Here is a 26270-nt window from a genome sequence, read left to right on the forward strand (position 1 = left end):
CCTTACCGTTTTGATGGTTTTATCAGCAGACGAACTGAATTAGATAAAAATGGGTTGACGAACTCAGCGCTCGGCAGTATTATTCACACCGTTTTCGGCGAGTAGCGCAGCTTGGTAGCGCAACTGGTTTGGGACCAGTGGGTCGGAGGTTCGAATCCTCTCTCGCCGACCAAATTCCTAAGCCCACCTCATTGAGGTGGGTTTTTTCGTTTTAGCCTTTCTAACTTTGTTCTATTCCTCCTTCTCATTTTTCAGAGTAAGTTTCCTTGCACATAATAGCTGTGATCTGTTGAGATAACGGTTTGTGGCGTTAATGTCATTAATCGTATTGCATGGTCTTTTTGCTGTTATAAATTCTTATTTTTCTTTGAGTTTATACCAAAGCAAATTAAAGGATTTTCATTACAAGGACTCGTTAATGAAACCAAAATACAGTGTAGGATTTGCACTTTCTCTTATGTTGTTTCTTGGGCTATTTTTGTCCATAACACCTATAGTCCAAGCTCATAGTGATAGCTATGCATCAAAGCTTCCTTCCTCATTGAATCCATCCGATGTACAGCCCTGCATTACTGTTAGGCAGGTTCATATAGAAGGTGTTGCCCTGTTTAACCTTATAGAGCCAAAGCGTATAAATGAATGGAAACGGTTAATTGAAGGTAAATGTGTGAATGACAGTGCTCTGATAGATTACGCGGAGTTGATCACTTCAGAGCTAGAACAGGCCGGTTATGCTACATCTTATTTATTTTATCCTGAACAGAGCTTTTCATTCGGGGTATTAAAAGCCACGTTAGTGGCAGGGAGAGTTGCAAATATTACTTATCAAGATACCGCTCATGGTGATAGGTCATTATCAAATGCTTTTCCCGTTACGAATGGTCAAGTATTTAACTTAAGGCTTGTAGAGCAAGGATTGTACAATTTACAAAATACGTCTCTTATTCCTTATAATATTTATTTAGTACCAGACGATAATGAAACTCAGTTAATTGTTGAACGCACTAAAGAAAGGGCATTTAAAGGTTTGTTTTCTATTGAGTCATTGAAATTAGATGGTTCATTGAATAACTCAGTTGATAACATTTTCATGTTGGCAAATCCATTGTTGTTAAATGATTTTTTTTATACGGATATTAGCCATGATTTTACTAAAGAGACAAATAATAAAGGGATAAATAGTAACGCAATATCAGTTGGATTTTTTTATTCATTACCGTACCAATATTGGTTGTTTTCCACTTATGGTGGTTATCAAGAAAGCCAAAGTAAAGATTCAATCGATGAAACTGTGTTATTGCTGGAGCAACGTAGCCGCATATTATCGTTGGATGCGAAATATATAATACGACGAATGCAGAACTCTCTGACAACATTGAGTTTTGGTTCTCAGGTACAGACATTAGATACTTTTTTATCTCATCAACGTTTAAAGACACAAGGACGTCTGGCAAGTTACGTCATGTTAGGGTTGGAGCATCAAATTGATTTCTCTCAAGGTCATCTTACATTGTCGTTAAATTATAAACAGGGTACGGATTGGTTTGGTGCTAATGCACACCAAATTACGGGGTTAGATAAGCCTCAAATATATCAGCTTTCTATTGCTGCTCAACGTTCGATAGTATGGTTAAAACAGCCTATTTATCATCAATATGAAATGGATATTCAATTAAGTCGTTCAAAGCTTGATAATTTATTGGAGCAAGGGGTTTTGATTGGAAAATTGGGTCTGAGTGGTTTCGGCAATTCAGATGATGATTTTAATATGGGGGATAACAATTTAACACTAAAGAATGAATTGGGATGGATGACACCTTGGAAAGGCACCCAGCTTTATACATCCTTAGATTTGGGTACAACTTCAAATGATAGAGCGGGATTTTGGCATGAGAATTTATTGCTTGGGGTTAGAGCCGGCACTCGGGGATGGCTAGGGTCTGTTGCTTACCATTTCTTTGTCGAAGCGCCAGTCTGGAAAACTGAGAGTATGATAAAAAACCAATTTGGTGGAGGTGTAGAATTGAGTTTTGGCTATTAATCGATAGTGTTTTATACACTCTGTCGTCACTACATCATCATTAAGATTATGCTAAGTAAGCAGGTTCTCATTTATAAACTTTTAGGCTGTAAGATAAATCAATAGAAATGACGCTATTTATGAAGCTATCGACTGGTTGAATTTTTGTTGACTATTAGCATCAATATCATTTCTATGTGAATAAAAAACAAACTAAATACTAACATAGGAAAATAGTTTCAATATAGTTTCGCTTCAGAATTTTATATTGTAGCTATTTGGATAAAACGCTATTTTCGTTCAGTAATTCAGCACTTAATCACAAATATAAAAATAAATCACCTCACTATAAAATACTAATCATTACACATTTTATGGGTATAACCTCTGCTTATCAACATTAATAGTGATATATTAACCTAAATTATGATGGTAATTGTTTCTAATATGTTGCAAAAAACATGTTGAGGTAGTGTGTGATGCTATTGACGAAGTGGATGACAGTTGATTAATTGCACAATGAATAACAAAAAATACAGATGTTATATCTGTCACTTGGATGATGGATGTAAACATCAAGCAAAAACAACATGAACACCACAGGAGCATATAGATGACGCGCTCTCTTAAAAAGACAGGTCTATTAACCGTTAGTTTAACGCTTGCTGCGTTGGCGGTTTCTGCATCAGTACAAGCTAAAACATTAGTTTATTGTTCAGAAGGTTCTCCAGAAGGTTTTAATCCACAATTATTTACCTCTGGTACAACTTATGATGCAAGTTCAATTCCATTATATAACCGCTTAGTTGAATTTAAATTAGGAACGACGGAAATTGAACCTGGTTTAGCTGAAAGCTGGGATGTGAGTGAAGATGGTAAAGTTTATACTTTCCATCTACGTAAAGGGGTTAAATGGCACTCGAATAAAGAGTTCAAACCAAGTCGTGACTTGAATGCTGATGATATAATCTACACATTCATGCGTCAGAAAGATCCAAACCACCCGTACCACAAAGTTTCAGGCGGAAGCTATGAGTATTTTATGGGTATGGATATGGATAAAATCATTGATAAGATTGATAAAGTTGATGATAACACTGTACGTATTACTCTGACTCGCCCTGAATCACCATTCTTAGCCGATATGGCAATGGATTTCGCCTCCATCCTTTCTGCTGAATACGCTGACCAAATGTTGAAAGCCGGAACTCCTGAAAAAGTTGACCTTAACCCAATTGGGACGGGGCCTTTTGAACTACAACAGTATCAAAAAGACTCGCGTATTCTTTATAAAGCAAACAAAGAATATTGGGGAACTAAACCTAAACTTGATCGTTTAGTATTCTCAATTACACCTGATGCTTCGGTTCGTTACGCAAAATTGCAGAAAAATGAGTGCCAAGTTATGCCATATCCAAATCCGGCAGACTTGGAGCGTATGAGAAAAGATAAAGATATTACTTTGTTGGAACAGCCTGGTTTGAACGTGGGTTATCTCTCTTATAACGTTGAGAAGAAACCGCTGGATAATCAAAAAGTTCGCCAAGCATTGTCTATGGCGGTGAATAAAGACGCCATTATTGATGCGGTTTATCAAGGTGCTGGTCAAAAAGCGAAAAATCTAATTCCACCAACTATGTGGGGTTACAACGACGCAGTTAAGGATTATGAATATAATCCTGAAAAAGCAAAAGCATTACTGGCAGAAGCAGGCTTCCCAGAAGGTTTTGAGATTGATTTATGGGCAATGCCAGTACAACGCCCATATAACCCAAATGCGCGCAGAATGGCTGAAATGATCCAAGCTGACTGGGCGAAAATTGGTGTTAAATCAAAAGTCGTGAGTTATGAGTGGGGTGAATACCTCAAGCGTGCGAAAGATGGTGAACCACAAACCGTTATGATGGGCTGGACGGGTGATAATGGTGATCCTGATAATTTCTTCGCTACCTTATTTAGTTGCGCCGCTAAGAAACAAGGTTCTAACTATTCGAAATGGTGTAATCAAAGTTTTGAAAACTTGATTCAACCTGCACGTATGACCGCAGACCATGATAAACGTGTTGAACTGTACAAGCAGGCTCAAGTGGTTATGAATGAGCAAGCGCCAGCGCTGATCATTGCGCACTCAACCGTATTTGAACCAGTGCGTAAAGAAGTGAAAGGCTATGTGGTTGATCCACTGGGTAAACATCACTTTGAAAACGTAGATATCGAGAAATAATCGTTTCTAATCTGTATCTGCCCTTCACTGCGATCTCGTGGCGAAGGGCGTTTTCTTCTTTAATGTTTAGAAAATCTAGAATATTTAGCAAAATCTAAATATTAGAAGAAACAGGAAGGTTCAGTTATTTGTGAGCACTCAGAGCATTTTTTCTGAGTAGCCAAACGGACTAAGAGCCGTCAACGGCATTATTAAAGAGATTCAGGATATGTTGCAATTTATCCTTCGACGCTTGGGGCTCGTGATCCCCACGTTTATCGGTATTACATTATTGACGTTTGCTTTTGTCCACATGATCCCGGGCGATCCTGTGATGATAATGGCAGGTGAAAGGGGGCTATCCCCTGAAAGACACGCCTATCTAATGGCTGAGCTAGGGCTTGATCAACCACTATGGCAGCAATATCTCCATTATATTAATGGGATATTTCATGGTGATTTAGGTATTTCCTTGAAAAGCCGCATTGGTGTTTGGGAAGAATTTTTACCCCGCTTTCTTGCCACTATGGAATTAGCCACCTGCGCAATGATTTTTGCTGTATCGGTAGGGATCCCTGTCGGGGTACTGGCGGCAGTAAAACGTGGTTCTATTTTTGATCATACCGCGATTGGCATTTCCTTAACGGGCTATTCAATGCCGATTTTCTGGTGGGGGATTATGCTTATCATGTTGGTATCGGTACAGCTAGACCTCACGCCAGTGGCGGGAAGGGTTAGTGATACTGTTTTCCTCGATGATTCACATCCACTCACTGGCTTTATGTTAATTGATACCCTAATTTGGGGGGAAGATGGCGACTTCGTGGATGCGGTTATGCATCTGATCTTGCCTGCGATTGTGCTTGGGACAATACCGTTAGCTGTCATTGTGCGTATGACTCGTTCAGCTATGTTGGAAGTGTTGGGAGAGGATTATATTCGCACCGCGAGAGCGAAAGGCGTTAGTCGTGCCCGAGTCATTTTAATTCATGCACTACGCAATGCATTATTGCCTGTCGTTACGGTTATTGGATTGCAGGTTGGCGTGATGCTTGCCGGCGCTATCTTAACTGAGACAATTTTTTCATGGCCAGGACTTGGGCGCTGGTTGATAGAAGGGTTACAGCGACGTGATTATCCTGTTGTTCAGGGCGGTGTTTTACTTGTCGCGACACTGATTATTCTTGTTAACTTAGTGGTTGATGTACTGTATGGCATCGTCAACCCACGTATTCGTCATAAAAAATAAGGAGCGCTAAAATGTCTCAATCTACCGAGCCTACTGTTGTCAGCGCCCCACAGCCGATGACGCCATTACATGAATTTTGGCATTATTTTAAACGTAACAAAGGTGCCGTTGTTGGGATGTTTTACATCATCCTAATGGTACTGATTGCCATTTTTGCTGGAGTTTTGGCTCCTCATGCACCAGATGAGCAATTCCGTGATTTTTTACTGACTCCTCCGGTTTGGCAAGATGGTGGGAGCTGGCAATTTATTTTAGGTACTGATGATATTGGCCGCGATATGTTGTCACGCTTAATGTATGGTGCGCGATTATCACTCTTAGTGGGCTGTTTAGTTGTGGTTCTCTCATTAATTATGGGAGTTACTTTCGGTGTTATAGCGGGTTATTTTGGCGGCGTTGTTGATGCTATCATCATGCGTATTGTTGATATCATGCTAGCACTACCGAGTTTATTGCTCGCATTGGTGCTGGTGGCTATTTTTGGTCCCTCAATCGTTAACGCCTCCATTGCACTGACATTTGTCGCATTGCCCCATTATATTCGCTTGACCCGTGCTGCCGTTTTGGTGGAGGTCACCCGCGACTATGTCACGGCTTCCCGTGTAGCAGGAGCAAGCGCTACGCGTCAAATGTTCATCAATATTTTACCTAACTGTCTTGCACCATTAATTGTTCAAGCATCATTAGGTTTTTCAAATGCCATTTTAGATATGGCTGCTTTGGGTTTCTTGGGTATGGGCGCACAGCCACCAACTCCTGAATGGGGAACGATGCTCTCTGATGTATTGCAATTCGCACAGAGCGCTTGGTGGGTAGTGACATTCCCAGGAGTAGCAATTTTATTGACTGTATTAGCGTTTAACCTGATGGGTGATGGTTTACGCGATGCATTTGATCCAAAACTCAAGCAGTGATGAGGTAATCTAATGGCATTGTTAAATGTAGAACAACTCTCAGTACATTTCGGTGATGAAGGTTCAGCGTTTCGCGCCGTTGATCGCATCAGCTATAGCGTTGAAAAAGGACAAGTTGTTGGTATTGTTGGCGAGTCAGGTTCAGGTAAATCGGTTAGCTCTCTTGCGATTATGGGCCTAATTGATTATCCCGGAAAAGTTATGGCGCAGTCGTTGCAGTTTGATGGGCGTGATTTACTCTCTATTCCTGAAAAAGAACGCAGACAAATTGTTGGTGCGGATGTTGCGATGATTTTCCAAGACCCCATGACTAGTTTGAACCCTTGTTTTACGGTGGGTTATCAAATCATGGAGGCGCTGAAGGTACATCAAGGTGGTAACAAAAGTACACGTAAACAGCGCACTATAGATTTACTTGATATGGTGGGAATTCCTGATCCGCAATCACGTCTTGATGTTTATCCGCATCAATTATCGGGCGGCATGAGCCAACGAGTCATGATTGCAATGGCAATTGCTTGTCGACCAAAATTGTTGATAGCTGATGAACCAACGACTGCGTTAGATGTGACTATTCAGGCTCAAATTATTGAACTCTTGCTTGAACTACAACAGCAAGAAAATATGGCGTTAGTGCTGATTACCCATGACCTCGCATTAGTGTCCGAAGCGGCGCATCATATTATTGTTATGTACGCAGGTCAGGTGGTTGAATCCGCGAAAGCGACTGATATCTTTAAACACCCTCGTCATCCATATACCCAAGCACTTTTACGTGCGTTACCTGAGTTTGCAACGAATAAATCACGACTGGCTTCATTACCAGGCGTCGTTCCCGGTAAATATGATAGGCCATTCGGTTGTTTATTAAATCCTCGTTGCCCTTATGCAACGGATCGTTGTCGCCAAGAAGAGCCGGTGTTACAGACTATCGGTAATCGTCAGGTGAAATGTCATATGCCACTGGATGATCTGGGGAGGCCAACGCTATGAGTGAAAAACAACACACGCCTTTGTTAAAAGCGGTTGATTTAAAAAAATATTATTCAGTCAAAGGGGGCTTGTTTTCAAATGAGAGAACCCTTAAAGCACTGGATGGCGTTTCATTTGAATTAGAAAAAGGTAAAACTTTAGCGGTTGTCGGTGAATCAGGCTGTGGAAAATCAACACTGGGCCGTTTACTGACTATGATTGAAGTTCCGTCTGAAGGTGAGCTCTCTTATCTAGGTCAAAATCTACTGATAAAAGATAAATCTGCGGAAAAGTTACGCCGCCAGAAAATACAAATTGTATTTCAAAATCCTTATGGCTCTTTGAATCCACGGAAAAAAGTGGGCCAAATACTCGAAGAACCTTTGTCGATTAATACAACGTTATCGAAAGAGCAGCGTAAAGATAAAGTTTTATCAATGATGGCGAAAGTCGGGCTTAAGACAGAACATTATAACCGCTATCCACATATGTTTTCGGGAGGACAACGCCAGCGTATTGCAATTGCACGTGGCTTAATGTTAGATCCTGATATTGTGGTCGCAGATGAGCCAGTTTCGGCTTTGGATGTCTCTGTTCGTGCTCAAGTTCTTAATTTAATGATGGATTTGCAACAGGACTTAGGACTTTCATATGTATTTATCTCACATGATTTATCTGTAGTAGAGCATATTGCAGATGATGTGATGGTGATGTATTTAGGTCGTTGTGTGGAAAAAGGGACCAAAGAGCAGATTTTTAATAATCCGCTGCACCCTTATACTCAAGCACTTTTATCGGCAACACCAAGGCTTAACCCTGATCTAAGACGAGAAAGGATCAAGCTGACTGGTGAATTGCCTAGTCCTTTAAACCCGCCACCAGGATGTGCTTTTGCTGCGCGTTGTCGTAGAGCTTTTGCTCAATGTACTCAATTCCAGCCAACTTTAAAGGAATATAATGGGCAATTGATAGCTTGCTTTGCTGTTGATGAAGATGAAAAAGCTGTCGATATTGATGGAAAACACACAGTAGGTGTGGCCTAGAAAGCACAAACGGCAGAAAATTCGATGTTTCTGCCGTTTGTTTATTCGATTTTTGTGATTGTTAGCCATTAATATGTATCTTATCTGAAATATTCAATCTTTCTTTTTAAATTGCTCCTTTGCTTACAAAATCAAGTATACTGGCTGCCGTATTTCGTTTTCTTTAAAAAGATGCTCTTGATTAGAAAGGTTGCGGCCAAATGAACACCCGAGTCCAACGCTCACTAACGTTAAAAAGTATGATCGTATTCTTTGTGATTACGCTACTTTTTCTCGCACTTTTTTTAGCTATTCAATTTAGCTATTTATTAGAACAACGTAAGCAAGACTACTTGAATCAATTAAGTAATACGGTAGTTCAAATTCAGAAACCGTTAACGGATTCGTTACTGAGTTCCGACTTAAATGAAACGAAAAGATTGCTCATCAGTTTGAAAACGTCAGGTATTATGGGTAAAGCGATGATTACGGTTGATAATGCAACTGTAATGAATTTAAGTTTCGCAACCCCTCGGCCTATTCCTGATTGGGCTGTTACATTTCTCAGTCTTCCTGTTGAAATGACCGTACCATTGTATGCATATGGTAATGTAGCACCTCACGCTAAGCCACAAGGGTATTTGACCTTGCAGGTAGATTCAAACCGAGTATATCGATTTGCGCTTAATACACTTGCGTTAATGACAACAACATATTTATTGTTAGTACTGATTATTGCGATTGCAATGACATGGTGTGTAAGTCGAATGATCATCAGGCCGCTACGAAAAATAGCCATTGAGTTACAGACGGGTAATAACGTAAAAAGCTTGGATGTATCTGATTATCATCAAGATGATGAGCTAGGGTTATTAACAAAAGGCTATAACCGTCAAATAAAAAAACAAAATTCAGACTAAGCCATGAACATGCACTAATCTTTATGGTCTAATATCGTTATATACCCATTTTCTTTTTGTCACATGACGTTAATGATACATATAGTTGTTTTATTATAAACATAGAGGCTAGGGACCAACCAAGCTAGTCGCTGAAAATTATTGAACGCTATTGTGACAGTTGTTATCGTTGAAATGTAACTTGAATCGTCTAGGGTATTATTAATAATGGTATTGTCGATAATGGTAAAATCTGATGAAGCCAAGCTATCTCATTTAACCTGATAAATTCGCGTTTTTAGTTAATTTATCCACCACAATTTACGGTTAAATGTAAGAGTAAAAACACATAGGGGTCTACATGCAGGGCTTGAACTTTCGGTATATCATCAGCGTTGTATTATTGTCAGTCACTGGTTTCGCCAGTGCTGAGGCATTACAACCTGATCCAGCATGGCAGCAAGGAAAGCTAGAAAATGGCTTTAGCTGGCAATTATTACAAACACCACAGCGCCCAAATGATCGTGTTCAACTTAGGTTAGCAATCAAAACAGGCTCACTGACTGAAAAAGCCAGTGAAAAGGGTTACAGTTATTTGATCCCTAAAATGGCACTGTATCATCAAACAGATGCATTTCCAGCCGCCGTACTACAAGATTTTTGGCGTCAGGCCGCTGATCCTGATATGCCTATTCCGCCAGCGGTTGTTTCATATGATTACACTATTTATAGTTTAAGTTTACCTAATAACAAACCTGAGTTAGTAAAGCAGGCGCTTAGTTGGCTTGCAACTTCAGTGGCTGGGGCAACTTATACTGAAACCTCGTTACATAATGGTCTAAATATTCCTAATCTTCCTGTTGCGACCTTACCTTTGGATGCGAGTGATCCTGTTTGGCGTGCGCGCTTAAAAGGTTCAGCAATGATGGGATATGATCCGGGCCAAAAAGTAAATGATAATATTGATTTAGCAAGTGTGAATTCATTTTACAAGAAATGGTATACACCAGATGTGATGACATTATATGTCGCAGGCCATGTTGATTCACGTATGTTATCAGACAGTATTTCACAGACCTTTTCTTCTCTAGAAGGTCGGCGTTCAGAGCCTGTTTCTGTTGCTGTGCTCTCTGCGGTTAAGCCTCAATCAATCGATATGCTACAAGATAGACAAACTAAAGATACGCTTTCATTGATTTGGGATATTGATTGGTTGCCAATCAATGATTCCTCAGTGCTATTGCGTTATTGGGGTAGTGATCTCGCTCGTGAGGCGGTATACCGCTCATTGCAAAAAACGTTTAACCAAAAATTTAGTCAAGATGAAGTCGTACCGGGGCTAGATTGCAGGGTGCAATACCAAAAAGCCAGTTGTACGCTTACTATAACAGCGCCACCAGAAAAAATGGCTGCGGTTACGGACGTGGTCTTGAATGAATTAGTCACTATCAATCAAAATGGCATCGCACCTGAACTGTTTGATGAGATGATCAAAGAAAAACAAGTTCAGTTATCACAACTGTTTGCCGCTTATGCACGTACTAGCACGGATGTGTTGATCAGCCAGCGTTTAATTTCCCAGCAAAATGGGGTGGTTGATATTGCACCAGAACAGTATCAAAGTTTAAGACAAGTATTTTTGGCATCGCAGAACCTTGAACAGGTCAATATGGATGTTCGACGGCTATTGTCTCAGGAAGCGGCTTTTGTGTTGGCGCAGCCTAAAGAAAAACAGACCATGGATGCAGAACAAATTCGTCAAAAATTTAGCAAAGCATTGTGGCCGCAGTCACAGCCAATTTCCCCTACTGAGGGTGACGTTGTGACTCAAGAACAAGCAATTCAGTTAGCGCCTGCGGCACCAACGACTAAATAATAAATTACTTAATAATCAGTAATAGTAATTGAATGAAAAATAGCCTCTAAAATTTTAGAGGCTATTTTTTTATCTTCTAGTCAGTAACGACTCAATTGTTTTAATCAGCACATCTCTAGATTCTCTGTTATCAACGAATCCAGCAGCACTGATTTTGGCTTCTGGCGCGTAGTAAGCAACGGACCCCCAAAAACCGAGGTGTGAATAAAGGGTAATGCCATTAACGACACTAGCCATGATCCCTAAACGATATTCGTCTGCTCCTTGATGATTACCAATACTTAACATGGTCTCTAGTGTCTCAGATGAGGTGAAAATAGCCCCATTGAATAATGCTTCAAAAAAGAGTGCCATTTGCTTTGAAGACATGATTAAACCACCACCACCATAAGCATCCATTGATGCATGAATATCTGTACCATCCAGTTTACCAAGATATTGCCGTGCACGAGGTTCCTGGTGGGTTGGCTGCTCTAAATATTCCCAATAGGCGCTGTCGAGTCCAATTTTATCGAAACTCAATAATTCTCTAACGGCTAAGCCGAGCGATTGCCCAGTGACCCTTTCAATAATATCTCCAAGTAAGATATAGCCAGTATCAGAATAAATAAACGATTCTGATGGTGCGATAAAAGGCACCTGTTTATTGGCATATAACTCGATTTGTTCTAAACGGCTCCATTCATGATCAGGATGTTTGAGAACCTTAGAGAGATAATCCGCATCTGCGTGGTCAAGTAAGCCACTGCTGTGATTCAATAAATGTCGAATGGTAATGCGATCAGTATCATAAGGAGGGCTGAGAAGTTCATTATATCTAGGGGTGATGTAATGAGAGATCGCACCGTCGATGGAGAGTTTTTGCATTTCGGCTAGCCTTAGAATGGCTGCCGCGGTGAATGTTTTGGTATTGCTTGCAATTCTCAGAGGGGTATCTACGGTTAAAAGCGCGCCATCAAGGTCGCTTCCTCGCGCACAAAAAGTTTCTATGCTGTTTTTTGTTTGGTTGTGAGAGTATAGGGCGACGCCACAAGATAAACTTTCAAGAGATAGCATTGTTATCATTTTATTTATTCCAAATTTTTCATACTTTGTCGTTATAGTGATCGCTTCATATTCACTTATAATATACTTGAATAATTAGTTAATCATATAGTCAAAAAGGCTCTTCTTCTTTATGAAAGTTATTTGAAAAATTAAAATTTCATATCAACTACTTGGGTAATAGAAACCTAATGATAAGGGGGTTATGTGGTTGGCTATAATTTTAAGTTTGTTATTTATCATTATATTCAGATTCAATTTTTACGTTGATTAAAATTATTATATCTTTCGGTGTTAATTTAATAAGCTACAAAAATTAATTGAAATGATATATAACTGAATGAGTTTTAGCTATATATCATTTCGAATGTAATGATAATGGATTTTTAGATTATTTATTAATTTTTTCAGTTTTTCTGAAATATATTTTTAGTTGGTTTTAACTATTTTTTAGTTTTCAATGTTTATTGGCTGATTTTAAATATGCAATTTTCAGGTGATGTATTCTCACATACATTATAGATTAGCCCAAAATTGCCACTCTCTTTTGTCCAACCGTTTCCTTCGGTTTTTATTGTGAACTCTTTTTCATTTTTAGGGGTGAATCGCATATCTAGGGTTTTATTTGTATTAATATTATAAGTACAGTATTGGAACTTTAAAGGTGTTGATTCACTTTCCTGAATAGCAATGCTCATTTTAAATGATTGTACTGGGTTTTTTTCACCAATAATTCCTTGTAAAACACCTGACCATTTACCATTTTCCCCATCGGCACTGAAAACACCACTGCCAGTTTCATTAATTTCATGAAGTTTTGGGCAATGTTCTGTTGCTTGAGCTACTGAAATAAAACCTATAGATGTCATTATTGCTAAAATTGAAATTATTTTTTTCATATTAAATTCTCCTTTTTAAATGAGCTTGTTTTATACATAAAAAAATATATCAATACAAGTGTAGATGAAATGAATGAATTTTAACTTCAGATTTATTTTTAATATGATAATTTGTGTTTTAATGTTTGCGGCGTTGTTTTTAATTAATTTTTTTTAATATATTTAAATTTTCAGATATAGTCATGATAATTTAGTTATTATTACGCAATCGTTGTGCTAGTCTTGTTATTCGACTACTAATTGTACTTTGTCGCCGTAGGACATAATATAAAGGTAATAAATAAAATGAAAAAAACAAATATATTTTTATCTCACTTAGGTTTACGGTACCCAATTATTCAGGCACCTATGGCAGGGGTATCCACAGCAAAGTTAGCCGCAGCAGTCTGTGAAGCGGGTGGGTTAGGTTCGCTTGGATTAGGAGCAAGTTCTGTTGAACAAGCACGGCAACTGATTGCTGAAACCCAAACACTGACAAATAAACCGTTCAATGTGAATTTATTTTGTCACCAACACCCGCAACGCAATCATGAAAATGAACAGGCCTGGATTGACTATCTGCGCCCCCAATTTTCTGAATTTAAGATAACGCCTCCAAAGAAACTTAATGAAGTTTATCAGACATTCATTGATAACATTGAAATGCTTGAATTATTACTTGAAATGAAACCTGCGGTAGTGAGTTTTCATTTCAATATACCATCAGCGGAAGTTATTCGTCAGTTTAAACAACAGGGTATTTATACCATGGCAACGGCGACTAATTTACAAGAGGCGCGGTTGATTGAATCAAGTGGAATTGAGGCAATTATTGCACAAGGTATTGAGGCTGGGGGTCATCGGGGAATGTTTGATGTTCAAGCGAAGGATGAAAGCCTGACAACTAATACGCTTGTTTCTTTACTCCACCGACATACAACGTTACCGATTATTGCGGCGGGCGGTATCATGGATGGTGATGATATCAAACTTGCATTGCAAAATGGTGCAATGGCAGCTCAGCTTGGTACGGCATTTATTTTATGTCCTGAATCTGCGGCAAATGCACATTATCGCGCTAAACTTAAAAGCCAAACAACTGACAATACCGTATTAACTACAGCGATCTCTGGTCGTCCCGCAAGGGGTGTTATCAATCAGTTTATTCGGATTGGACATGAATATGGTGCTAATAAATTACCGGATTATCCCATTGCTTACGATGTAGGCAAGCAACTCAACGCAGCAGCAATGCAATTAGGTAGTGATGAATTTGCTGCTCATTGGGCAGGGCAGAGCGTTGCAAGAGCGAGAGAAATGTCAGCAAAGGAATTAGTGGAAACATTGGTGCAGGAAATGGGGCGAATATAGCTAGAGGTGATTTTTTGGGGATAACCAATAAATTATCCCCAATTAAAATTATGGCGTGAGAATGTCGTCTTGTGAATCTTTAGACTCGTCAGTGGCTATCCAGGCGGCGCAAAATAGTGTCAGTCTTGCAAAGAAGTAGAAGAACGCCATTAAACCAATGACAGAACCGAAAGCCGCGCCAGAAGGCGACGATGCTAAACTCGGTAAAATCCACGTCATAACTGATTTGATAATTTCAAAGCCAATAGCGGCGAGCAAGGTGCCTTTGAGTAATGAATTACGGCGATGCTGCATGCGTGGTAGTATCCAAAAAATCCATAGGAACAATAGAAAATTAGCAGCAATAGAAATTGTTAAGCCGATTAATGTCCAAACAGGTTTCAGCCATTCGATACCGCCTAACCCAATGATATTGACAATGGTTGCTTGTGCGGAGCCTGCAACGGAGGTCAATGTGATTGTTACAACTAAGGCGATGAGTAGGCCGATTAATGCAAAGAAATCACGAATATAGCGGAAAATAAAGTTTTCTTGTTCATCTTCATTACGTTCCCAAACGGGGCGTGACTGCGCCAAAATAGCCAAACGTAAGTTATTTACCCAATTTACCCCAGAGTAAACCGCTAATACTAAACCGGTTAATCCAACAGTTGTTCGTTGGCGGATTGCGGTATCAATCGTTCTTTCTAAAGTATTAGCAAGGGTTGGATCAGTAATATTGGCAGAAATACCTCGAATGAGTTTTTCAAGTAATTCAGGATTGCTAGCTAAAACGAAACCTGCGGCTGCAAAGGAAAACATTAAAACGGGAATGAGCGAAAGAAAGGAGAAATAAGTAATGGCGGCACCAAACTGATTACCCATACGATCAGTAAAACGTTGTGCGGTACGGATCAGATGTGCAATGAAGGGGATAGCACAGACAAAATTAACAACCCGCATAGAGAAAGTCAGCGCTTTTTTACTGCCATCAATACTTTTATTGAGCGTTTTTTTCAGTTTGTTGGTGTCTTTTTGTTGTTCATCCTGCATATTCGACATTCATTCCCCTTTTTACTGTCGATTAAAATTTACTAACTGTTACCTAACGATAATCTAACTATAGCCTAAAATTAGCCATAACTTTACCTTAATGCCTATATTCAGATGAAAAATAGGCATATTTAAGGTGATAATAACTCATTAATTAATCAGAAAAAATAGTTGCTATTCAAGGCTAAAGTGCATCTTTATGTGCTTTAAGTTCAGCTTGTGCTTCTTTCAGTTCGTCTTGAGCTTCAGTGAGTTTAGCTTCACGTTTTGCAATTTTTTTACGGTCATCCCCTTTTTGTTTTTCTTCAAGCAATTCAGCTTCACGCTCTTTTACTTTTTCTGTTTTTTCTGCCACGTCTTTTTGGCTATCACGGTACAGGGATTCAGGTGTACAATAGCTATTCACGTTATCAAGAGCTCGCTCTAACCCATTCACGCGATTGTGATTACCGTGAGTTTTTGCATATTCTAATTGCTGTTCGATTTTTTGCTTTTTAATGTCACAGCCATTTTGTGGCTGGGCTGCGAATGTAGATGTACTGGCTAAACAAAAAATTGAAGCGGCACTCATGATGATAAGTTTTTTCATTATTCACCTCGGGTTATCTTGAAATTTGTATTTAGGATAGCGTTTTATCGTATTTAGATCATGTGAATTTTGTAATTATCCTATCGATGACAATACTACCTAAATTTAGCTATAATGACGCTAAAGTATTAATCCGGTCTATTTTTCACTCAAAGACTATCTTTAAAGAATCCATTTAATAGTGGTTAGTTTCTAGCGCTACTGTTGAATTTCCTCAGGAAATAAACGTTACATGTTAAGTTATCGTCATAGCTTTCACGCAGGCAACCATGCAGATGTACTAAAACACACAGTACAAAGCTTGATCATCGAATCTCTGAAAGAGAAAGAAAAACCATTTCTGTATTTGGATACGCACGCAGGGGCGGGTCGTTATCAGTTAACTAGTGAACATGCAGAAAAAACAGGTGAGTATCTACAAGGAATTGCACGTATTTGGGCGCAACCAGATCTACCCGAGGAATTGCTGCCTTATATGAGAATTGTTCGTCATTTAAATGAGAATGGAAAGCTGCGTTATTATCCGGGTTCCCCATTACTGGCGAAACACCTACTACGTGAAGAAGATCAATTGATACTGACGGAGTTACATTCAAGTGATTATCCGTTATTGCGTGCCGAGTTTTCACGCGATGATCGTGCTACTGTTTCTCGTGGTGATGGTTATCAGCAATTAAAATCTAAATTACCGCCATATAGCCGCCGTGGCTTTATGTTGATGGATCCGCCTTATGAAATGAAATCTGATTATGAGGCTGTCGTTAAAGGGGTAGTTGAAGGCTATAAACGCTTTGCAACCGGTACCTATGCAATTTGGTATCCTGTTGTATTACGTCAACAAATTAAGCGTATGATTAATCAATTAGAAGCGACGGGTATTCGTAGAATTCTACAAATTGAACTGGCTGTGCGTCCTGATAGTGATCAACGAGGTATGACGGCATCAGGTATGATTGTCATTAATCCACCGTGGAAGCTTGAGCAGCAGATGAAAAATGTGTTGCCGTGGTTGCATAAAACCTTAGTGCCAGAAGGAATAGGGCATACTTTGGTTGATTGGATAGTACCTGAATAACTAACTCGATAGGTCAAGGCTATTGTATTAACAGGCAATACCTATCTTAAATGGCTATTTTTATCGCGACAACAAATAGCATAATAAGAGAAGATTAACCAATTAATCATTCTAAAAATGGGAATAACCAAGTTATGAGCAAACATTACGATTATATTGCAATTGGTGGTGGTAGTGGCGGTATTGCTTCTATGAACCGTGCAGCTATGTATGGTCAAAAGTGTGCCCTAATCGAGGCGAAAGCATTAGGTGGAACCTGTGTTAACGTAGGCTGTGTACCTAAAAAAGTCATGTGGCATGCAGCTCAAATTTCAGAAGCGATTCGCGCTTATGGTCCTGACTATGGTTTCGATACAACCATTAACCGATTTGATTGGAAGACACTGATTGAAAGCCGTACAGCTTATATTGATCGTATTCACCAGTCTTATGACCGTGTGCTTGGAAACAATAAAGTCGACGTGATCAGTGGTTTCGCTCGTTTTGTCGATGCACATACCGTTGAAGTTAATGGTGAAACTTATACTGCTGATCATATTTTGATTGCCACAGGTGGCCGCCCCGTTGTGCCGACAATCCCTGGTGCAGAATATGGCATCACATCAGATGGTTTCTTTGAACTAGAAGATTTACCAAAACGTGTTGCTGTGGTCGGTGCGGGCTATATCGCCGTTGAACTCGCGGGTGTACTAAATGGTTTAGGCAGTGAAGCGCATTTATTTGTACGTAAACATGCACCGCTGCGTTCATTCGACCCGTTGATTGTTGAAACACTGGTTGAAGTGATGAATACAGAAGGGCCAAAACTTCACACTGAATCAGTACCAAAAGAAGTGGTGAAGAATGCAGATGGTTCGTTAACCTTAAAATTGGAAAATGGCCAAGAGCAAACGGTTGATGTATTGATTTGGGCTATTGGTCGTGAGCCAATGACGGATAATCTGAATATTGAAGCCGCAGGTGTTGAGCTGAATGCGAAAGGCTACATTAAGGTCGATAAGTATCAAAATACCAATGTTGCAGGTGTTTATGCGGTTGGTGACAATACGGGTGCAGTTGAGCTAACGCCTGTTGCAGTTGCTGCTGGACGTCGACTATCTGAACGTTTGTTTAATAATAAACCTGATGAGCATTTAGATTACAGTAATATTCCAACAGTGGTTTTCTCTCATCCACCTATTGGCACTGTGGGATTAACTGAACCTGAAGCGATTGAAAAATACGGTACTGATAAAGTCAAATCTTATAAATCATCATTTACGGCCATGTATACTGCGGTGACTTCTCATCGCCAACCTTGCCGAATGAAACTAATTTGTGTTGGGGAAGACGAAAAAATCGTTGGTATCCACGGTATTGGTTTTGGTATGGATGAAATCTTACAAGGTTTTGCGGTTGCTCTGAAAATGGGTGCAACGAAAAAGGATTTTGATGATACTGTGGCTATCCACCCAACAGGTGCGGAAGAGTTTGTTACAATGCGCTAAGTGTGAGTGACAAATCTTAGTTTCAAAGATAAAGGCTAGGTCATTGATGATCTAGCCTTTTTAGTATCCTAAACGTATAAACACATTTAGGATGCGAAAGCTAAGGTATTTTACTTATCTAGTAACGCCGCTATTTCAGGATTCACGGATAAGCTCTTAAGGTAAGCCTTCATCGCGGGTGTAGCTTCAACGATGTTATAACGGGTTAGGAACATCACGAAAGCGCCAACATAGACATCGACTGCGGTCATCGTTTCACCGCAAATAAACGGCTTCGCGTTGACCAAGCATGTTTCTAAACAAGCAAATGAACGCTCAAAAGAACCAAATCCTGATGATTTTTGTTGTTCTTCATTCAACTCAATACCTAAGTTTTTGACAGTGAAAGCTGACTCTATCGGCCCTGCAGTGAATAGGAACCAACGGTAATAAGCAGCACGTCTTGGGTCATTCAATGCGGGTGCAAATCCTTTTTCAACGAATTTATCTGCAAGATACATACAAATGGCCGCAGTTTCTGTCACGATAGCATCGCCATCCACTAGGGCAGGTACTTTTGCCATCGGATTAATGGCAAGATATTCCGCTGTATGCATCTCTTCGCCATAAGCTAATTCGATGCGTTTGTAAGGCACGGCTAATATTTTTAATAAAAGTTCGACTGTGTTACCACGTGACATTGAATTTGTGAAAAGAACGAGTTCGCTCATGATGATTCCCTTAGATGATTTCCATAGATGAAGTTGAGTGCTTACTATAAGGGAGAGGGATGTCAGAAACTGTCAGGAGTGATACAGAGAATTTCTTTTTGCCATTGTGCTAATAAATAGCCTTTAGGATAAGGAAGTTTATCGGCCAAAGTTGCGTAAGATTGGATTCTATCAAGTCGAAAATGTCGATAACTTTGGCGTAATTCACACCAAGCCGCTAGTACTTGGGTATCTTTCATATAACCAATTGCAATGGGCCAAATAATACGCTCACTTTGTTCCGTTTTCACATCCAGATAGGTGATTTTTGCTTTTAGTTCTTTACGTAAGCTAAGACGCAAATCTTTAGCGATAACATTATCAACGCTAGAAAAGTGGGTCGTTGGAGCAAATAAGGTATTTTGACTTAGGATTTTTTGTGATTTATTTACCACTATAGAATTTATTTTATCAATTGCACGCAAAGCAGATTTTTTAAGTTCGTCATCAGCATTACTTTTAACCCAACGTAAACCCAGAACTAATGCTTCAAGCTCATTTTCATCAAACATTAACGGTGGAAGCAATAAACCTGCTTTTAATTGATAGCCTATTCCCGCTTCACCCGTAATTTCAGCGCCTTGGTCTCTTAAAGACTCAATATCTCGATAAATCGATCGCACACTAATTTGGAATTGCGATGCGAGCGCTTCCGCGGTGATGGGATAACGATTTTCTTTTAAAATTTGTAATAAAGTCAGTAAGCGTTGGGTACGAGTCATTAAAGTCTCTACTTAAAATAGAATGAGCTAAATCAGGTTAAGGAATAATAGCCGCAATTTCCACTATGATTATTAAATTTCTAATTATTGAGCATGTTAGCAATTCATACTTTGATAGCAATAGAGACATTAATAGTTATTCCTATAAAACCTTCATATCTCCGTCATGCCATTGTCATATTTTAAAAGTAGCCTGCGATTGCTAGGTTTGAACGCGCGTGCAGGCTATTTCATAAAAGTCGCATTTAAAACAATCACAAGAAAAATATTGCAAAAATACAATAGAGGTTAGGGGAAGAAAATGGTTAAACGCACATTATTGGTATCTGCCTTGATAGCATCAACATTTGGCGCAAGCGCCTCAGAGTTAGTGATTGCGGGACGTGACAGCAGTTACGGTGATGCCATGCAGTTTGTCGTTGATGAATATAAAAAGGCTAATCCTGAAGCCAATGTCACTTTAGTCAAACGTCCAAGCAAAGGCTTATATGAAAGCGTTGTGCTTTCAATGAGAGAAAAAACAGGAAGCTATGATGTTATCTTGATGGATGATACTTGGGCGCCTGAATTTCTTGCCAATAAATGGTTAACGCCATTGAATAAAAATTTCGATAGCCAAGATTTTATTCAAACTACGTTCGATATTGGCCGTTATCCAGATGTGAAAGGTGCGGCTTATGCGGTGCCAATGGTAGGTAACGTCGCCATGTTCGCTTGGAATAAAGATTTATTCGAACAGTATAAGCTGAAGCAGCCCCAGAGTTGGTCTGATGTACTGAACGCAGCCAAAACGATTAATTCAAGTGGAAATACTAATGGCGTTGTTTATCGTGGCGTCAAAGGAAATCCGATTGTTACTGGTTTTCTACCTATTTTATGGGGCTATGGCGGTGAGGTTGTAGATCAACATGGCAAACCTACTTTAAATACCCCTCAAGCCAAACAAGCCTTAGAAACATTTATTGCAATGAAACAGTATGCGCCAAAAGGCGTCGATGTTTATAACGCAGATGAAGTCCGTGATTCTTTGCAAAAAGGGACCGCAGCGATGGCCATTGAAGTATGGCCAGCTTGGGTGCCTGATCTTGATAATCCTAAAATATCAAAAGTGGTCGGCAAAATGGAAATGATGGCGCCCCCAGCTGAAGTGGGTAAGTCATCGCCAATGTTAGGGATTTGGCAGCTGGCTATTCCTGCGGATGCGAAAAATAAACTTCAAGCCGAGCAATTTTTATCCTTCGCAAGTAGCGCTCAAATGCAAAAGGCTTTGGCACTTAATTTTGGTATTCCACCAACACGCAACAGTGTTTATGCCGACCCACAAGTTGTAAGCCAATATCGTTGGTATCCACAGCAAGCGGAAGCGCTTCGTATGGGTAAGGCACGCCCTCGTATCCAAAATTGGGCAGAGGTTGAAAGTATTTTGGGGGATTTCTTGCAGATGGCGATGATGGGGCAAATGACACCGGAACAAGCTTTGCAACAAGCACAAAAACGGATTGAACGTGCAACTAAGAAATAGTTGTTTTTGAGTAAATGGCGCTACATTGTGGCGCCTTTATGGATGGCTCTGTATGTTATTTGAAAACCGCAAACATTTGTTTTTATTATTGTTACCGGCATTGACCATTCTGGGTTTATTAACGCTATATCCAGTAATTTCTGTGATTTACAACGCCTTTGGGCAGATAGATTACATTAATGATAGCTACCATTTTATTGGGCTCGATAACTTCAATGAACTCTTTGATGATTTCTTCTTTTTAGCCGCGATAAAAAATACGTTTGTATTTACGTTAGTTGCCTCAATTGCTCAAGTATTGTTGGGATTGTGGTTAGCACTACTTTTTAATCGTCAGTTTTTAGGGCGCAAATTCGCATTACCTATCGTTATCTATCCCATGATGCTCTCGACCCTTGTGTGTTCGTCGATTTGGCGTTCTTGGTATAACTATGATTTTGGATTTTTAAATAGTTTGTTAGTTTCCGTCGGTTTGCCTGCTCAAGAATGGCTGTTTAATCCAGACTTAGCCTTATATGCCATTGCATTGGTAGATACCTGGCAATGGACTCCTATGGCCTTTTTGATCATTTTAGCGGGATTGCAATCTATTCCTAAGGATATTGGAGAAGCGGCGATGGTGGATGGTGCAAAAGGGGGAAAAGCCTTTTTTTATATCACGTTGCCACTGATCAAAAAACAATTGATGTTAGCGCTTTTATTAAGATCGATAGACACCTTTAAATTATTCGACAAAGTGTATGTGATGACAGGAGGCGGGCCGGGAAATTCGACTGAGACTCTCTCAATGTTTGTTTATAAATACGGTTTTCGCTTTTTCGATTTAGGCATGGCAAGTGCTGCGGCTTTGGTGATGTTGGCAATTTCATTATTAATGACGCTAATTTATGCCAAAAATGTGATGAAGGGACGTTAATCATGAAAGTGAAAATTCACACAATAACTGTTTGGTTTGCCGTTTTTTTAGTGATGCTACCGATTATTTGGATGTTCGGTACTGCCTTTAAATCACCGACAGAAATACTGGGTTCAGGGGCAAACTTATTGCCACAACAGTTAAGTTTTTCATCGTTTGAACGGTTATTAGATGGCAACGTACTAATTTTGGTTGGAAATACCTTATTGATTTCTATTGGTGCCACTGTTGTTTCCGTTATTTTGGCTTTTTTTTCAGCTTATGGGCTGGTGCGTTATCGTTTCCCAGCAAAATTGGATAGCGTATTTTTGCTCGCTGTTTTGATAGTTAAAATGATGCCGCCGATTGTGATTGCTATTCCGTTATATTCTTTTATGAATGACGTGGGTTTACTAAATACTCGAATCGGTTTAATTCTTGCTTATCAGGTGTATACATTGCCTTTTTGTATTTGGATGTTGCTGGGTTTTGTTCGTGATATTCCACTCGAAATTGAAGAAGCTGGTGCAATGGATGGCGCTCATTTATTGAATCGGTTGGCCTATATTGTATTTCCACTTTGTGCGCCTGGATTAGTTGCTACCGCCATTTTTTCAATGATTTTAGGTTGGAATGAATTCCTATTCTCTTTGTTATTTCTTCATACTCCGGACAAATTCACTATCCCACTTTTTATCTCTAACTTTATGACGGAAGACGGCACTGCATGGGGAGAGTTAATGGCTATCGGGATTATCTCTTCATTGCCTATGTTGATATTAGCGGGTTACTTGCAACGCTATTTATTACGTGGTTTTTCAATGGGATTGAAATAATAGGTATTTATCATGCAAAAGAACAAACAAAAATTAGAACTTGTTAATGTGGGCAAATGCTATGGCGCACAAACGGTTATTTACCAAGTTGATTTGAGTATAGATGAGGGTGAATTTGTGGTTTTTGTCGGACCATCGGGCTGTGGAAAGTCTTCATTATTAAGAATGATTGCCGGATTAGAATCGATTTCTCAAGGTGATATTCGCCTGAATGGGCGCAGTTTAAATGGGGTTCACCCCTCATTACGCCAAGTTGCGATGGTATTCCAATCTTATGCGTTATATCCGCATATGAATATTGAAAAGAATATGGCATTCCCACTTAAAATGGCGGGTGTCAGTAAAGGCGATATTGCCATAAAAGTGAAGCAAACTGCGGAAAGTTTGCAGCTAACATCGCTACTTGGTCGCTTACCTTCTGAGTTATCGGGTGGGCAACGTCAACGTGTTGCCATTGGCCGTGCATTGGTGCGCGATCCTGAATTATTTTTATTTGATGAGCCACTCTCTAACCTTGATGCTAAGTTACGGGGAGAAATGCGAATTTATTTAAAAGAACTTCATCAGAATCTAAATGCCACTATGATTTATGTGACTCATGATCAAGTCGAAGCAATGACGTTAGCGGATCGTATTGTGGTACTCAATCAAGGCCGAATTGAGCAAATTGGCTCTCCTGAAGCATTATATCACCAACCTGCGAATAAATTTGTTGCCTCGTTTATTGGTTCTCCGGTGATGAATTTTATGTCCCAGCACGATATTTTGACGCTTAGCCCTCAAATTTTATTACCTCTACAAACACAGACAATTGGGATACGACCAAATCAAGTTATGGTTGACAGTCATTGTCCTGATGTTGTTATGCCTATCTCAGTAGTGGAGCCTCTAGGTCATGCTCGTTTATATTACGGTAAGCTACAAGGTAAAAAATTTGTGGTTGAAAGTCATGAAAATTATCGTGTTGGAGAGGGTTTACCCATTAATTTAGCGCACTCTGTTATGCATTTTTTTGATGAGCAAGATGCGCGTATTGAACTTTCATTATCAGGAGAAGCATTATCAGGAAAAGCGTATGTTGCCTAATTTTCAATTAACGGTGATCGGTAATGGGGATGCTTATGATAGCCAAAGGACTAATGCCAGTATTTTGGTACAAGAAAATGGTTATCAGTTATTGGTAGATTGCGGTCCTACAGTGCCGAGTCAGCTATTTAGCCAAATTCAGGTTGATGATTTGGACGTTATCTATATAACACATTGCCACCCCGATCATTGTTTAGGACTGACTTCATTACTGAATTGGATGGATTCTTATCGCCGTAAGCGTCCACTCATTATTATTGCTCAACAAGCGCAATGGGTAATTCTTGAACCATTAATTGCATTTTCACATTGGCCACAGGCAAGATTAGGCTTTGATATTATTCGACAAGATAGTGAGCAATTACAGAAAATTGGTCCATGGCAGGCCATGACAGCAATGACTCAGCATTCGGTGAGAAATCTCAGTTTACATTTAATTTCTCAATCTGGGGATCGTCTATTTTATTCGGGAGATGGACAAATTTCATCTGAAGGTGAGCAACTTGCTTTGCAAAGTGATTGGGTTTTTATTGAGTGTGAAACATTGGAATCTCACTATAGTCATGGTTCTTGGCATAGTATTCAACATTTACTCCAAAAAAATCAGTTATCAAAGTCGGACTGTCAGTGGCGGTTATATCATATAGATCCTAACTATCGTCAAGAGTTGAGTCAGCTTATTAGGCCCTATGATTTTATCCAACTTGCTGAACGCGGCGAGCAGTTAATAGCACCAATTCGATCTTTAAAAATCAAGTCAATTTAGGCGAATGGTAAGGTTATGATTTCAAGTAAAAAGGTAACTTCATCCGATGTTGCTGTTTATGCAGGTGTATCGCGCTCTGCGGTTTCTCGCGCGTTTACGGAAGGCGCGAGTATTAATCCACAAAAACAGCAAAAAATTTTAGATGCAGCGAAACAATTGGGTTATCAACCAAATCTCTTTGCGAGAACGCTAAGTACACCAACACAAAAACAACGTTCAAACCTTGTTGCTATTTTGATTAGCGATTTATCTAATCCTTATGAATCATATTTATTTGAAGCGTTATCAACGGCATTGCAAAGTCGGGGCAAACAGCCGATGTTGCTCAATGTGAAGCAAGCTGAAGACTTAGATAGTGCTATTTTGCAGTTATCTGGCTATCAAGTGGATGCTGTGGTCGCGGTTGTTGGTTCATTACCAGTAGAACATTTTAAGCAGTGTTTAAAATTATCCCTACCTTTAGTGACATTAGGGCGAACGGATGCGCAGGGAATTATCCCATCCATACAAACAGATAATATAAGTGCAGGAAAAATAGCGGCTGATTACCTACTTTCGTTAGGGTTAACAAAATTCGGTTTTATTGCTGGGCGAATTGATGGGCAAGCTTCAAATGAGCGTTTTACTGGATTTAAACGGCAATTATTGGATGCGGGAGTTGCAACACCACTCCGTTTAGAAGCCGGTCGCTATGGCTATCAGGCGGGGTTTGATATTGCTCAACAGCAAAGTACGCAGCTACGCGAGCTAGACGGTGTATTTTGTGCGTCAGATTCTTTAGCCATGGGTTTAATGGATTATTGTCGTCAAATTGACAATTTATACGTCCCACAAAAACTGAGAGTCGTTGGGTGTGATGATATTCCGATGGCGGCATGGCAAGGTTATCAGCTAACGACTATTGCCCAACCTGTAATTGACATCGCCGAGCAAGTTCTTAACTTGTTAGAGATAATATGGTGTCGTACTGAGCCTGTACCAAATATAATTAAATTAATGCCACAATTAAAAATACGTAAAAGCTAATCAATCGCTTATTTAATGAAACTGATTATAAGCGATT

The 26270-nt window shown here is 39.6% G+C and carries 23 protein-coding genes and 1 tRNA gene; 18 read left to right on the top strand and 6 right to left on the bottom strand.

Annotated elements, in window-relative coordinates; genetic code table 11:
* Positions 1–95: 95 nt before the first annotated feature.
* The 9 genes from DD649_RS11495 (at position 96) to DD649_RS11535 (ending at position 11155) form a co-directional block, all read left to right on the top strand.
* A tRNA-Pro gene (locus tag DD649_RS11495) sits at positions 96–172 on the top strand.
* A gap of 246 nt (positions 173–418) precedes the next feature.
* Positions 419–2041, top strand: coding sequence for a ShlB/FhaC/HecB family hemolysin secretion/activation protein (locus tag DD649_RS11500; protein WP_294107151.1), 1623 nt, complete (start codon positions 419–421; stop codon positions 2039–2041).
* Positions 2042–2633: 592 nt separating this feature from the next.
* Entirely contained in the window at positions 2634–4244 is a 1611-nt protein-coding gene (gene dppA / locus DD649_RS11505) for a dipeptide ABC transporter periplasmic-binding protein DppA (RefSeq protein ID WP_294107152.1), read from the top strand.
* Positions 4245–4452: 208 nt separating this feature from the next.
* On the top strand, positions 4453–5472 hold the full coding sequence (gene dppB / locus DD649_RS11510; protein WP_294107153.1) for a dipeptide ABC transporter permease DppB: 1020 nt from the start codon (positions 4453–4455) through the stop codon (positions 5470–5472).
* Positions 5473–5483: 11 nt separating this feature from the next.
* Complete coding sequence (gene dppC, locus DD649_RS11515) at positions 5484–6386, top strand: dipeptide ABC transporter permease DppC (protein WP_336430748.1); 903 nt, start codon at positions 5484–5486, stop codon at positions 6384–6386.
* A 12-nt stretch (positions 6387–6398) separates the two neighbouring features.
* Positions 6399–7379, top strand: a complete 981-nt coding sequence (dppD, locus tag DD649_RS11520; RefSeq protein ID WP_336430750.1) for a dipeptide ABC transporter ATP-binding protein — start codon at positions 6399–6401, stop codon at positions 7377–7379.
* The gene (gene dppF / locus DD649_RS11525) at positions 7376–8401 is read left to right on the top strand and encodes a dipeptide ABC transporter ATP-binding subunit DppF (RefSeq protein ID WP_294107154.1); all 1026 of its coding nucleotides are present in this window, start codon (positions 7376–7378) and stop codon (positions 8399–8401) included. Before dppD ends, dppF begins: the two co-directional genes overlap by 4 nt.
* A 200-nt stretch (positions 8402–8601) precedes the next feature.
* A complete protein-coding gene (locus DD649_RS11530) occupies positions 8602–9300 on the top strand; it encodes a HAMP domain-containing protein (protein ID WP_294107155.1) in 699 nt (232 codons plus the stop codon).
* A gap of 340 nt (positions 9301–9640) precedes the next feature.
* On the top strand, positions 9641–11155 hold the full coding sequence (locus DD649_RS11535; protein WP_294107156.1) for an insulinase family protein: 1515 nt from the start codon (positions 9641–9643) through the stop codon (positions 11153–11155).
* Positions 11156–11224: 69 nt separating this feature from the next.
* Here the strand turns inward: DD649_RS11535 and DD649_RS11540 are convergent, their stop codons facing one another.
* Positions 11225–12220, bottom strand: coding sequence for a serine hydrolase domain-containing protein (locus DD649_RS11540; protein WP_294107157.1), 996 nt, complete (start codon positions 12218–12220; stop codon positions 11225–11227).
* Positions 12221–12663: 443 nt separating this feature from the next.
* Entirely contained in the window at positions 12664–13098 is a 435-nt protein-coding gene (locus tag DD649_RS11545) for a DUF3757 domain-containing protein (RefSeq protein ID WP_294107158.1), read from the bottom strand.
* Between the two features lie 285 nt (positions 13099–13383).
* On the opposite strand from DD649_RS11545, the gene DD649_RS11550 reads away from it, so the two are divergent.
* Positions 13384–14448 carry a nitronate monooxygenase gene (locus DD649_RS11550; RefSeq protein WP_294107159.1) on the top strand — a complete coding sequence of 355 codons (1065 nt, stop codon included), beginning with the start codon at positions 13384–13386 and terminating at the stop codon, positions 14446–14448.
* 48 nt (positions 14449–14496) lie between these two features.
* Here the strand turns inward: DD649_RS11550 and yhjD are convergent, their stop codons facing one another.
* Positions 14497–15489, bottom strand: coding sequence for an inner membrane protein YhjD (gene yhjD, locus DD649_RS11555; protein ID WP_294107160.1), 993 nt, complete (start codon positions 15487–15489; stop codon positions 14497–14499).
* 175 nt (positions 15490–15664) lie between these two features.
* Positions 15665–16069 carry a DUF1090 domain-containing protein gene (locus tag DD649_RS11560; RefSeq protein ID WP_294107161.1) on the bottom strand — a complete coding sequence of 135 codons (405 nt, stop codon included), beginning with the start codon at positions 16067–16069 and terminating at the stop codon, positions 15665–15667.
* A gap of 232 nt (positions 16070–16301) precedes the next feature.
* On the opposite strand from DD649_RS11560, the gene DD649_RS11565 reads away from it, so the two are divergent.
* Both DD649_RS11565 and gorA read left to right on the top strand, forming a co-directional pair.
* Positions 16302–17144: a 23S rRNA (adenine(2030)-N(6))-methyltransferase RlmJ gene (locus DD649_RS11565; RefSeq protein WP_294107162.1), complete on the top strand. Its 843-nt coding sequence runs from the start codon at positions 16302–16304 to the stop codon at positions 17142–17144.
* A 134-nt stretch (positions 17145–17278) separates the two neighbouring features.
* Positions 17279–18631: a glutathione-disulfide reductase gene (gene gorA, locus DD649_RS11570; protein WP_294107163.1), complete on the top strand. Its 1353-nt coding sequence runs from the start codon at positions 17279–17281 to the stop codon at positions 18629–18631.
* A 110-nt stretch (positions 18632–18741) separates the two neighbouring features.
* Here gorA and DD649_RS11575 read toward each other — a convergent pair whose 3' ends face one another.
* Both DD649_RS11575 and DD649_RS11580 read right to left on the bottom strand, forming a co-directional pair.
* Positions 18742–19341 (bottom strand): glutathione S-transferase family protein, encoded by a 600-nt coding sequence (locus DD649_RS11575; RefSeq protein ID WP_294107164.1) that lies wholly within the window; start codon positions 19339–19341, stop codon positions 18742–18744.
* A gap of 62 nt (positions 19342–19403) precedes the next feature.
* Positions 19404–20102 (bottom strand): YafY family protein, encoded by a 699-nt coding sequence (locus DD649_RS11580; protein WP_336430759.1) that lies wholly within the window; start codon positions 20100–20102, stop codon positions 19404–19406.
* A gap of 301 nt (positions 20103–20403) precedes the next feature.
* Between DD649_RS11580 and DD649_RS11585 the strand changes: the two genes are divergently transcribed.
* The 6 genes from DD649_RS11585 to DD649_RS11610 are packed head-to-tail and all read left to right on the top strand — an operon-like array spanning position 20404 to position 26233.
* Positions 20404–21624: an ABC transporter substrate-binding protein gene (locus DD649_RS11585; protein ID WP_294107166.1), complete on the top strand. Its 1221-nt coding sequence runs from the start codon at positions 20404–20406 to the stop codon at positions 21622–21624.
* Between the two features lie 52 nt (positions 21625–21676).
* The gene (locus tag DD649_RS11590; protein WP_294107167.1) at positions 21677–22540 is read left to right on the top strand and encodes a sugar ABC transporter permease; all 864 of its coding nucleotides are present in this window, start codon (positions 21677–21679) and stop codon (positions 22538–22540) included.
* 2 nt (positions 22541–22542) lie between these two features.
* Positions 22543–23355: a carbohydrate ABC transporter permease gene (locus tag DD649_RS11595; protein WP_294107168.1), complete on the top strand. Its 813-nt coding sequence runs from the start codon at positions 22543–22545 to the stop codon at positions 23353–23355.
* Between the two features lie 12 nt (positions 23356–23367).
* A complete protein-coding gene (gene ugpC / locus DD649_RS11600) occupies positions 23368–24441 on the top strand; it encodes a sn-glycerol-3-phosphate ABC transporter ATP-binding protein UgpC (protein WP_294107169.1) in 1074 nt (357 codons plus the stop codon).
* Positions 24431–25207: an MBL fold metallo-hydrolase gene (locus DD649_RS11605; RefSeq protein ID WP_294107170.1), complete on the top strand. Its 777-nt coding sequence runs from the start codon at positions 24431–24433 to the stop codon at positions 25205–25207. Before ugpC ends, DD649_RS11605 begins: the two co-directional genes overlap by 11 nt.
* Before the next feature lie 15 nt (positions 25208–25222).
* Positions 25223–26233, top strand: a complete 1011-nt coding sequence (locus tag DD649_RS11610; protein WP_294107171.1) for a substrate-binding domain-containing protein — start codon at positions 25223–25225, stop codon at positions 26231–26233.
* The last annotated feature ends 37 nt before the right edge of the window (positions 26234–26270 follow it).

The organism is Providencia sp. (assembly GCF_003533305.1).
Lineage (GTDB): Bacteria > Pseudomonadota > Gammaproteobacteria > Enterobacterales > Enterobacteriaceae > Providencia.